The sequence below is a fragment of the Streptococcus pseudopneumoniae genome (assembly GCF_001072375.1).
Taxonomy (GTDB): Bacteria; Bacillota; Bacilli; order Lactobacillales; family Streptococcaceae; genus Streptococcus; species Streptococcus pseudopneumoniae_L.
Genome location: NZ_JVKV01000097.1, coordinates 22,371 through 32,588 on the forward strand (window position 1 = coordinate 22,371; position 10,218 = coordinate 32,588).

Annotated in this window: 10 protein-coding genes; 6 read left to right on the forward strand and 4 right to left on the reverse strand. The window is 39.8% G+C overall.

From position 1 onward, the window contains the following. Window positions 1-3 precede the first annotated feature (3 nt). From ADH31_RS07595 to ADH31_RS07605, 3 genes are read right to left on the reverse strand one after another with little or no spacing between them, the layout of a single operon-like run. Window positions 4-258 (reverse strand): hypothetical protein, encoded by a 255-nt coding sequence (locus ADH31_RS07595; protein WP_049504211.1) that lies wholly within the window; start codon window positions 256-258, stop codon window positions 4-6. Next, window positions 251-808 carry a tRNA (mnm(5)s(2)U34)-methyltransferase gene (locus tag ADH31_RS07600; RefSeq protein ID WP_049504212.1) on the reverse strand — a complete coding sequence of 186 codons (558 nt, stop codon included), beginning with the start codon at window positions 806-808 and terminating at the stop codon, window positions 251-253. Before ADH31_RS07600 ends, ADH31_RS07595 begins: the two co-directional genes overlap by 8 nt. After that, on the reverse strand, window positions 792-1,739 hold the full coding sequence (locus ADH31_RS07605) for a TIGR01212 family radical SAM protein (RefSeq protein ID WP_049509924.1): 948 nt from the start codon (window positions 1,737-1,739) through the stop codon (window positions 792-794). The genes ADH31_RS07600 and ADH31_RS07605 overlap by 17 nt, the downstream gene beginning before the upstream one ends. Window positions 1,740-1,939: 200 nt before the next feature. On the opposite strand from ADH31_RS07605, the gene ADH31_RS07610 reads away from it, so the two are divergent. The 6 genes from ADH31_RS07610 to ADH31_RS07635 all read left to right on the forward strand — a co-directional run bounded on the left by ADH31_RS07610 (window position 1,940) and on the right by ADH31_RS07635 (window position 8,596). Then, entirely contained in the window at window positions 1,940-4,126 is a 2,187-nt protein-coding gene (locus ADH31_RS07610) for a PTS transporter subunit IIBC (protein ID WP_150114538.1), read from the forward strand. Between the two features lie 51 nt (window positions 4,127-4,177). Beyond that, a complete protein-coding gene (locus tag ADH31_RS07615) occupies window positions 4,178-4,996 on the forward strand; it encodes an endonuclease/exonuclease/phosphatase family protein (protein WP_049509925.1) in 819 nt (272 codons plus the stop codon). A 149-nt stretch (window positions 4,997-5,145) separates the two neighbouring features. Further along, on the forward strand, window positions 5,146-5,871 hold the full coding sequence (locus tag ADH31_RS07620) for a CppA N-terminal domain-containing protein (protein WP_049509927.1): 726 nt from the start codon (window positions 5,146-5,148) through the stop codon (window positions 5,869-5,871). Beyond that, window positions 5,868-6,800 carry a serine hydrolase domain-containing protein gene (locus ADH31_RS07625; protein ID WP_049509929.1) on the forward strand — a complete coding sequence of 311 codons (933 nt, stop codon included), beginning with the start codon at window positions 5,868-5,870 and terminating at the stop codon, window positions 6,798-6,800. Before ADH31_RS07620 ends, ADH31_RS07625 begins: the two co-directional genes overlap by 4 nt. A 9-nt stretch (window positions 6,801-6,809) precedes the next feature. Then, a complete protein-coding gene (locus ADH31_RS07630; RefSeq protein WP_049509931.1) occupies window positions 6,810-7,721 on the forward strand; it encodes a DMT family transporter in 912 nt (303 codons plus the stop codon). A gap of 116 nt (window positions 7,722-7,837) precedes the next feature. After that, window positions 7,838-8,596, forward strand: a complete 759-nt coding sequence (locus ADH31_RS07635; RefSeq protein ID WP_049509933.1) for a CPBP family intramembrane glutamic endopeptidase — start codon at window positions 7,838-7,840, stop codon at window positions 8,594-8,596. A 110-nt stretch (window positions 8,597-8,706) separates the two neighbouring features. Here ADH31_RS07635 and ADH31_RS07640 read toward each other — a convergent pair whose 3' ends face one another. Continuing rightward, the gene (locus tag ADH31_RS07640; RefSeq protein WP_049509938.1) at window positions 8,707-9,990 is read right to left on the reverse strand and encodes a uracil-xanthine permease family protein; all 1,284 of its coding nucleotides are present in this window, start codon (window positions 9,988-9,990) and stop codon (window positions 8,707-8,709) included. Window positions 9,991-10,218 lie beyond the last annotated feature (228 nt).

A 10,218-nucleotide genomic window follows, 5' to 3' on the forward strand; every position in this document is an offset into this window, starting at 1 on the left:
TCCTTATTTTTGTTTTCGACAAGCTTCAAAAAGTTCCTTTTGTTCTTGGATTTTTTGATCAATCTTCGAGCAATCCTTGTGCTCAATTTTCTTTTGACAGCGCTCCATTTCAAGTGTTATCATTTTTTTCTTGATTTTTAACATCTTCTTGCTCATATGAGCTTCATCTAACATACCAACTGCTCGTTCATGTTGGGTTGATTCAACGAATTTTTGGCGAAGACCTTCTATTTTATCTCGTAGGTATTGTTTATCCATGGCGATACCTTTCTAATTTTTCAATCATGACTAAAAACGGTGGATTGTTGATTTGGTTGAGAGTGCGATAGATCGTAGCAGTATATTCTTGTTGTGGTAAGTGACTGACAAAATCCATGACTGCATCCCGTTCTATATCTCCGCCTTCATGCCCGTAATAAATCATGATGGCTATTCGTCCACCCTTAACAAGCAATTGACAGAGTTTGTCTAGTGCCTCAAGGGTTGTATGGGGTTGAGTGATAATGCTTTTATCAGCAGAAGGAAGATAACCTAGATTAAAGATAGCTGCCTTGACTTCGCCTACAAATTGGTCCACAGTCTCATGGCCTTGTAGGATTAATTCTGCATTGGCCAAACCAGCTTCTTGTAGGCGTTGACTAGTTTTTTCCAGAGCTTGTTCCTGTATATCGAAAGCATAGACTTGTTTAGCTAACTGAGCTAGAAAAAGGGTATCATGGCCATTTCCCATGGTCGCATCAACGACAATATCCTCTTGGGTGATGACTTGGGCAAGAAAATCATGCGCCATTTCAAGTGGTCTTTTCATTCATAAACTCCTGTTTTACAGCCTTGCATCCTTGGACGCTACCGCGTCGTCTCATTTCAGCCTCAATGCTATTTAGAACTTCCCATTTATTGAGACTCCACATAGGACCAATCAACATATCCCTAGGCGCATCACCCGTAATCCGATGGATAACGATATGCTTGGGAATAATTTCTAGTTGATCACAGATGACCTTGACATATTCATCCTGACTCATGAGTTGCAAACGACCTTCATGATAATCCCTTTGCATTCGAGTGTTGGTCATGAGGTGAAGTAGGTGAAGTTTAATCCCTTGGATATCATTGTCCCTTACACAACGCTGAACGTTTTCCACCATCATTTCATGAGTTTCACCGGGCAAACCATTGATCAAATGGGCAACAATCTCGATCTTCGGATACTTCCGAAGTCGTTTGACTGTATCTACGTAGAGTTCATAGGAGTGGGCGCGGTTAATCAATTCTGAAGTTTCTTCATAAGTAGTTTGTAAGCCTAACTCTACGGTGACATGCATGCGTTCCGACAATTCGGCCAAATATTGGATAGTCTCGTCGGGTAAACAGTCTGGGCGTGTTCCGATGTTGATACCGACAACCCCAGGTTCGTTGATAGCTTGTTCATAGCGTTCGCGAATCACTTCCAATTTTTCATGGGTATTGGTAAAGTTTTGAAAATAAACCAGATATTTTTTGACATCTGGCCACTTACGATGCATAAAGTCAATTTCCTTATAAAATTGTTCGCGAATAGGGGCATCAGGAGCAACGATTGCGTCTCCAGAACCAGAAACCGTACAAAAAGTACAGCCCCCATGTGCTACAGTTCCATCACGGTTTGGACAGTCAAAGCCAGCATCAATAGGAACTTTAAAAGTTTTTTCTCCGAATAAATTTCGATAATAATCATTCAAGGTATTATAGGATTTCATAGCTAATATTATAACAAAAAATGGCAGTAAACTCAAAAATGGTCAGTAAGAGATAGCCTACCAGAAAGTGAAGCGAAAGAAAAAGTCAAATTTTTTTTATAAAAGCCTTTACAAAAAAATAAAAAGTGGTAAAATTAAAACATAAACATGCGCAAACGTTTTCGTAAAACGTTTGCCGAATAAATATAAAGGAGATTTGAATGATGAAAGATACATTCAAAAATGTCTTGTCTTTCGAGTTTTGGCAGAAATTCGGTAAGGCTCTAATGGTGGTTATCGCTGTTATGCCAGCGGCTGGATTGATGATTTCAATCGGTAAGTCACTTGCAATGATTGACCCAAACCTTGCTCCCCTAGTTATTACTGGTGGCGTACTAGAGCAAATTGGTTGGGGTGTTATCGGTAACCTTCATATTTTGTTTGCCCTTGCTATTGGAGGAAGCTGGGCTAAGGAACGTGCTGGTGGTGCTTTTGCGGCAGGTCTTGCATTTATCCTTATTAACCGTATCACTGGTACAATCTTCGGTGTATCAGGGGATATGTTGAAGGATCCTAACGCTATGGTTTCAACAATCTTTGGTGGATCTATCAAGGTTTCTGATTACTTCATTAGCGTACTTGAGGCACCAGCGCTTAACATGGGGGTATTTGTAGGGATTATCTCAGGTTTTGTTGGAGCGACTGCTTTTAACAAATACTACAACTTCCGTAAACTTCCTGATGCACTTTCATTCTTTAACGGGAAACGTTTTGTACCATTTGTAGTTATTCTTCGCTCAGCAATCGCTGCAATTCTTCTTTCAGCTTTCTGGCCACTGATTCAGACAGGTATCAACAACTTCGGTATCTGGATTGCCAATTCACAAGAAACAGCACCAGTACTTGCACCATTCTTATATGGTACTTTGGAACGCTTGCTCTTGCCATTTGGTCTTCACCACATGTTGACTATCCCAATGAACTATACAGCTCTTGGTGGTACTTACGATATTTTAACTGGTGCAGCAAAAGGCACTCAAGTATTTGGACAAGATCCACTTTGGCTTGCATGGGTAACAGACCTTGTAAACCTTAAAGGTACTGATGCTAGTCAATACCAAACATTGCTAGATACAGTTCATCCAGCTCGTTTCAAAGTTGGACAAATGATTGGTTCATTCGGTATTTTGATGGGTGTGGCTGCTGCTATTTACCGTAATGTTGAAGCAGACAAGAAACACCAATACAAAGGTATGATGATTGCGACAGCTCTTGCAACTTTCTTGACAGGTGTTACTGAGCCAATTGAATATATGTTCATGTTCGTTGCAACACCTCTTTACCTTGTCTACGCTGTTGTTCAAGGTGCTGCCTTTGCTATGGCTGATATTGTTCACCTTCGTGTGCACTCATTCGGTTCAATTGAATTCTTGACTCGTACTCCACTAGCTATCAATGCTGGTCTTGGTATGGATATCATTAACTTTATCTGGGTAACAGCACTATTTGCAGTTATCATGTACTTTATCGCCAACTTCATGATTCAAAAATTCAACTATGCTACTCCAGGACGTAACGGAAACTACGAAACTGCTGAAGGTTCATCAGAATCTGCTGCTTCTGGTGAGTCAAAAGTTGCAGAAGCTTCTCAAGCTGTTAACATCATTAACCTTCTTGGTGGACGTGCTAACATCGTTGATGTGGACGCATGTATGACTCGCCTTCGTGTTACTGTAAAAGACGCTGAAAAAGTTGGAACAGAGGAACAATGGAAAGCTGAAGGAGCTATGGGACTTGTCATGAAAGGACAAGGTGTCCAAGCTATCTACGGACCTAAAGCTGACGTTTTGAAATCAGATATTCAAGACCTTCTTGACTCAGGTGAAGTGATTCCTGAAACTCTTCCAAGTCAAAAGGCAGCAGCTCAACAAGATGCTGTTGTATACAAAGGTGTGACTGAAGAAGTATACTCAGTTGCTGACGGTCAAGTGATTGAATTGGACCAAGTGAAGGATCCTGTATTCGCACAAAAAATGATGGGTGATGGATTTGCAGTGGAACCAGCAAACGGAAACATTGTATCTCCAGTATCAGGTACTGTGTCAAGCATCTTCCCAACTAAACACGCTCTTGGTCTTGTAACTGAAGCAGGCCTTGAAGTACTTGTTCACATTGGTTTGGACACAGTAAGTCTTGAAGGAAAACCATTTACAGTTCGTGTTACTGAAGGACAACAGGTTGCTGCTGGTGATCTTCTTGTCACAGCTGACTTGGGTGCAATCCGTGAAGCTGGTCGTGAAACTACAACTGTGGTTGTCTTCACAAATGGTGACGCGATCAAATCAGTTAAATTAGAACAAACAGGTTCTCTTGCAGCTAAAACAGCAGTTGCAAAAGTAGAATTGTAATATTTAGGAGGTTGGAAGCTGTTTCCAACCTCTTGTTTATAGGAGAAAAGCATGAAGTTTTTAACACTCAATACCCATAGTTGGATGGAAAAAGATCCTGAACAAAAGTTTCAACTTTTACTTCAAGATATACTTGAAAACAGTTATGATTTGATTTGTTTTCAGGAAATTAACCAGGAAATTACTTCAGCGCAAGTAGAAGCTGGTGCACTTTATCAGCCATTACCATCTGCTGAGCCGATTCATCAAGACCACTATGTGCGACTTTTGGTAGAGAAGTTGGCTGAGCAAGGTCAAAACTATTATTGGACTTGGGCCTATAACCATATCGGTTATGATCGTTACCATGAAGGTGTTGCAATCCTATCTAAAACACCAATTGAAGCGCGTGAAATTTTGGTTTCAGATGTAGATGATCCGACAGATTACCACACTCGTCGAGTTGCTCTAGCAGAGACAGTAGTTGAAGGTAAAGAACTTGCAGTTGCGAGTGTCCATCTCTCTTGGTGGAATAAAGGCTTCCAAGAGGAATGGGCGCGCTTTGAAGCAGTTCTGAAAGAATTGAATAAGCCACTCTTGCTAGCAGGTGATTTTAATAATCCTGCAGGTCAAGAGGGCTACCAAGCTATTTTAGCTAGTCCACTAAACTTACAAGATGCATTTGAAGTAGCAAAAGAAAGAAGTGGTAGTTACACTGTTCCGCCTGAAATTGATGGTTGGAAGGGAAATAGCGAACCTCTTCGAATCGATTATATCTTTACAACAAAGGATGTGCAGGTAGAAAAACTTCACGTGGTCTTTGATGGTAAAAACAGTCCACAAGTTAGTGATCATTACGGTCTGCAAGCAACACTATCTTGGAAAGACTAAATCAGTTATTTTAGTAAAAACAATCAAGCCCCCCTTCTACAAACAGAAGGGGGAATTTAATTTAAAGAGTTAATATAGTTAAAGTTTTTTATTGAATAACTTGTAAAAAAAGATAAAATCCTTTAAAATAAAAAGTGTTGGAGGAATTTATGATTGTAAATCAAATAAAGCGTATGATCCCGACGCTAAAGGTAAATAATAGAAATTTAAATGAGTTGTTTTATATTGAGACTTTGGGGATGAAACCCTTGCTTGAAGAGTCAGCATTCTTATCACTAGGAGACCAATCAGGTATTGAAAAGTTAGTTTTAGAAGAGTCACCAAGTATGAGGAGCCGTAAGGTTGAAGGGATTAAAAAATTAGCTAGATTACTTGTAAAGGTAGAGAAGCCATCTGAGATTGAAGCACTACTAGCTAGAATGGAAGAAATCCCTCAACTCTATAAAGGAAATAAGGGATATGCTTTTGAGGTTCTTTCTCCAGAAGGGGATTGTATTCTTATTCATGCTGAAGATGATATCAAGGATTTGAAAAAAGTTGAGGAAGAAGTCACTTTTGCAAAAGATGAGAAACTGAGATATTTGACAGCCTTTGAAATCTCGGTGGAAATTAACTTACCAGATAAGACATCAAGCCTACTTGATAAAGAAGAAATCGAAAACCGACTAGCTTTTAATCAATCTCAAGGGATCGATTTACTGGTTGAAAATAATGTAACTTGGGACTTGTCTATGTTGAAATTTCAAGTAGAGAATTTGGATTTGCCTGTATTGCGTCAGAGATTTGAAGAAGTTGGTTACTTTATTCCAAAATCTGAGAAGTTTTTCCTAACTAAGGATACCAACAATATTGAATTGTGGTTTGAAGCAGTATGAAACAAAAAATCATTCAAAAAATAGAGCAACAAATTGAGGCAGGGATTTATCCTGGTGCCTCTTTTGCGTATTATCAGGATGGCGTTTGGTCTGACTGGTATCTAGGAGAAGCAAATCCAGAAACTGGTGAGCAGACTCGTGAGGGCTTGGTCTATGATTTGGCAAGTGTCAGCAAGGTTGTTGGAGTAGGAACGGTCTTAACCTTCTTGTGGAAGGAAGGCAAGATTGAGTTAGATAACTCCATAAGAGACTATCTTCCAGAGGCGGATTACCCAGACATCACCATTCGACAACTCCTAACGCATGCAACGGATTTAGATCCTTTTATTCCTAATAGAGATCAGCTTTCAGCAGATCAGTTAAGAGAAGCTATGTTTCATCTGAATCGCCGAGAGAAGAGAGCCTTTCTATACTCAGATGTGCACTTTCTCTTACTAGGTTTTCTTTTAGAATCTTATTTTGAAAAGGACTTGGATCAGATTTTACAAGAGCAAGTGTTGAATCCATGGAAGATGAAGGAAACTCAGTTTGGTCCAGTTAACTGTGCTGTTCCAACGGTCCGTGGACAGAAAGCAGGAGTGGTCCATGATCCCAAGGCTCGTTTGCTTGGAAAACATGCAGGTAGTGCAGGCTTGTTTTCAACAGTTCATGATTTAAAAATCTTCTTAGAGCATTATTTGCAAGATGATTTTGCTGAAGGATTGAGTCAGAATTTTTCGGATCTGAGTGATAAAGAACGCTCATTGGCCTGGAATCTTGAAGGTGATTGGCTGGACCATACAGGCTATACTGGAACCTTTATCATGTGGAATCGACAGAAACAAGAAGCTGCTATCTTTTTATCCAATCGAACTTATGAAAAAGATGAGCGTGCTCAGTGGATATTGGATCGTAATCAGGTCATGGACTTGATTCGAGAGGCAGACTAGGGAGGAAGTATGTCAAAAGCTTTAAAAGGAACTCTTTATACAGTCATTGCAGGTATTGCTTGGGGCTTGTCGGGAACCAGTGGTCAGTACCTGATGGTTCACGGGATTTCAGCTCTCGTTCTGACCAATATCCGCTTGATAATCGCTGGATTACTCCTGATTCTTCTTGCCTATACTAAATCAAGGGATAAATTTATGGCCTTTCTGAAGGATAAATCAAGTCTGTTTTCTCTCTTGTTATTTTCTTTATTTGGTCTTTTTCTAAATCAATTAGCTTATCTATCAGCTATTCAGGAGACTAATGCTGGGACAGCGACAGTCCTCCAGTATGTCTGTCCAGTTGGAATCCTTGCTTACACTTGTATCAAGGATAAGGTGGCTCCGACGCTTTCAGAAATCATCTCTATGTTTTTAGCTATAGGTGGGACCTTTCTCATTGCAACCCATGGGCAATTGGATCAACTCTCGATGACTCCAGCTGGTCTATTTTGGGGTTTGTTCTCGGCCTTAACCTATGCTCTTTATATCATTTTACCCATAAAATTGATTCAAAAATGGGGGAGCATTTTGGTTATTGGTGTTGGAATGACAATCTCAGGTTTTCTAGCAGTACCTTTTACAGGGCTTATCGGGGCTAGTATTCCCTTATCTTTTGATATCTTTCTAGCTTTTGCAGGTATCATTCTGATTGGAACGGTCTTTGCCTATACAGCCTTCCTCAAGGGAGCAAGTATGATAGGACCAGTCAAGTCTAGCCTTTTGGCTTCGATTGAGCCTATCTCGGCAGTATTTTTTGCCTTCATGATTATGGGGGATATTTTCTATCCGATAGATTTTATTGGAATGGCTATGATTTTACTAGCCGTGACTATCATATCATTGAAGGATCTAATGTTGGAAAAGAAACATCATTCCGTTTAATGTATTAAAGCAGTCTTTGATAAGGCTGTTTTTTAATCTTCCAGGAAGGTGGTTCATATAACTTTAAGAATGAATGTTTATAATCAATCCATACATTTAAAGATAAAGGAGGAAATATGAATTTGCTACAAAGTATTCATCCATCAAAACCTTTAAGATACTTAAAATGGTTCGATATCCTCATCATCACTGTTTTAATGTTTGGAGAGTTTATCATTCGTTCTACTCAACAATTTATGGAGAGTTTATCGCCCTCAACTCTTACTAGTGTCACAGAAACTACGACAAATGTAGCAAGTGATGGGGCAGCCTATTCTAGTAATTTCAATTTTCAATTGATGATGTTAGGGATTACCTTCCTTTATCTTGTGATTCGAAATTATGATTTTAAACAGCTTCCTTTACGCTGGCGCTGGTCTGTTTTAATTTGGGTTCCCCTTATCTTTGCTGTAGTTGGGATATTCGGTGATATCATTACAACCCTTAGTGGTGAGTATAATTATTTTAATCCTCAGTTGATCCCTTTTATAGACCCTATGGAAATCATTCGAAAATTCATGGCTTTAACGCCGATGGCGATTTGCTATGCTTTACTAAATGGTTTTTATGAAGAATTTTTCTTCCTAGGCTTACTGACTTCAGTAAAAGAAAAGCACAAGTGGTTAGCTCTAGTCTACTCGGTAATTATACGGATTTCTTTCCATACCTATCAAGGATTACTTTGGGCCTTGGTTATTGGGCTTGTTTATGGTCTCTTTTATTATTTCTTGTACAAATATGTAGTCAAGAATTTACTGCCATTTTTTCTCATGCATGCTCTTGCTGATATGTTTGGTTCCAGTCTCTTGTATCTTTTGATTGCTTGGGGAAATTAAGAAATCAAACTTTTTGACAACAGTCCAATGAGTCACTGTATCAAAGGCTTCTTGTTCATAAAAACGAGGTCGGGATTTTTGGTCCCGACCTCTCGTTGATTCTATATGGATTAGTCATTGTTTTCGTATGGCAAGATCAAGTTTAGGATGATACCTGTCATAGCTGATAGGGCAGTACCTGAAAGGGTAACTGGTCCAAGTTTAAGGATAGCACCACCAAGTCCAAGCACCAACATAGCACTTGCGATGATAAGGTTGCGCATCTGACCGAAGTCAACACGTTCTTTGATCAAGACTTTCAAACCGTTACTTGCGATAACCCCGTAAAGAAGGATAGACATACCACCAAGTACAGCGTTTGGAATTGTTGAAATCAATGCAGTAAATTTACCAAGGAAGCTGAGGGCAATTGCGATAAAGGCAGCGTTACGGATAACTGAGACAGAAGCGATACGAGTCATACCGATAACCCCTGTATTTTCACCGTAAGTTGTATTTGCTGGTCCACCGAGGAAGGCAGAAACAGATGTTGCAATACCATCACCAAGAAGGGTACGGTGAAGACCTGGTTCTTTCAAGAATTGGCGTCCACAGATTTGACCTAGAACGGTGTGGTCTCCGATATGTTCAGAAATCGTTACGATTGCGATTGGTAGGATGGCAATTGTTTCAGGACCGAAGTAAAGGTCATATTGTTTGAAGGCACCACCTGTATTGAATGGTAGGTAGAAACCAGGGATTTCAAACCAGTTAGCTTCAAGAACAGGAGTGAAATCAACTAAGCCGAGAGCTAGAGCAAAGAGGTAACCACCGATAATGGCAAAAAGGAATGGGATGATTCGTAGGAAGCCTTTTCCTTTTGTATTGATAAAGGCAGCAATCAAGAAAGTAACAACGGCTACAAGAGCGTTTTTCCAGTTTCCGTCAGCTACAAGACCAGCGTTGGTAACAGCTGAACTAGCAAGTCCAAGACCGATAACGATGATCATAGGACCGATAATGATTGGAGGTAAGAGTTTGTCGATCCATTTTGTACCTGCAAAGCGAACACTTGCAGCAACAAGGACATAAACAAGACCAGTCAGGATAACCCCTGTCTGAGCAGCAGATACATCACCACCCATTTCTTTCATGGCAAGTGACATAGCTGTGATAAAGGCAAAAGAAGAACCCAGATAAACTGGAACTTTAAAGCCAGTACAGATCATGTAAATGAGTGTTCCTACACCTGATGCAAAAAGGGCAACAGATACAGGCATTCCCAAGATTAAAGGTACCAAGATAGTAGCACCAAACATGGCGAATACGTGCTGGAAGCTAAGAAGAATTCCCTTTCCAGCTGAAGGACGTTGGTCAACGTCTAAAAGCAAATCAACAGTTGATTCCTGTTTCATATTAACCTCACTTTTGGGCATCAAAAAAGAGCCCATTATTTTATAGCAATAGGCTCCCAGAGTAAGACCTCTCTAAAACAAGCTTTCTTCATCAAGTTTTAAAGAGTTTTATATAGATCTGCGCCTTCGTCACCTCACGGGATGACATTAAAAACCTTTGCTTAGGATAGTATAGCAGAAAAAAATGATTTTGTAAATCATTTTTTCCTGAGCCTTGAAATGGGAAAG

Coding starts and splice junctions, on each gene's coding strand:
- ADH31_RS07595 (WP_049504211.1), bottom strand. CDS start 258: ATGGATAAACAATACCTACGAGATAAAATAGAAGGTCTTCGCCAAAAA.
- ADH31_RS07600 (WP_049504212.1), bottom strand. CDS start 808: ATGAAAAGACCACTTGAAATGGCGCATGATTTTCTTGCCCAAGTCATC.
- ADH31_RS07605 (WP_049509924.1), bottom strand. CDS start 1,739: ATGAAATCCTATAATACCTTGAATGATTATTATCGAAATTTATTCGGA.
- ADH31_RS07610 (WP_150114538.1), top strand. CDS start 1,940: ATGATGAAAGATACATTCAAAAATGTCTTGTCTTTCGAGTTTTGGCAG.
- ADH31_RS07615 (WP_049509925.1), top strand. CDS start 4,178: ATGAAGTTTTTAACACTCAATACCCATAGTTGGATGGAAAAAGATCCT.
- ADH31_RS07620 (WP_049509927.1), top strand. CDS start 5,146: ATGATTGTAAATCAAATAAAGCGTATGATCCCGACGCTAAAGGTAAAT.
- ADH31_RS07625 (WP_049509929.1), top strand. CDS start 5,868: ATGAAACAAAAAATCATTCAAAAAATAGAGCAACAAATTGAGGCAGGG.
- ADH31_RS07630 (WP_049509931.1), top strand. CDS start 6,810: ATGTCAAAAGCTTTAAAAGGAACTCTTTATACAGTCATTGCAGGTATT.
- ADH31_RS07635 (WP_049509933.1), top strand. CDS start 7,838: ATGAATTTGCTACAAAGTATTCATCCATCAAAACCTTTAAGATACTTA.
- ADH31_RS07640 (WP_049509938.1), bottom strand. CDS start 9,990: ATGAAACAGGAATCAACTGTTGATTTGCTTTTAGACGTTGACCAACGT.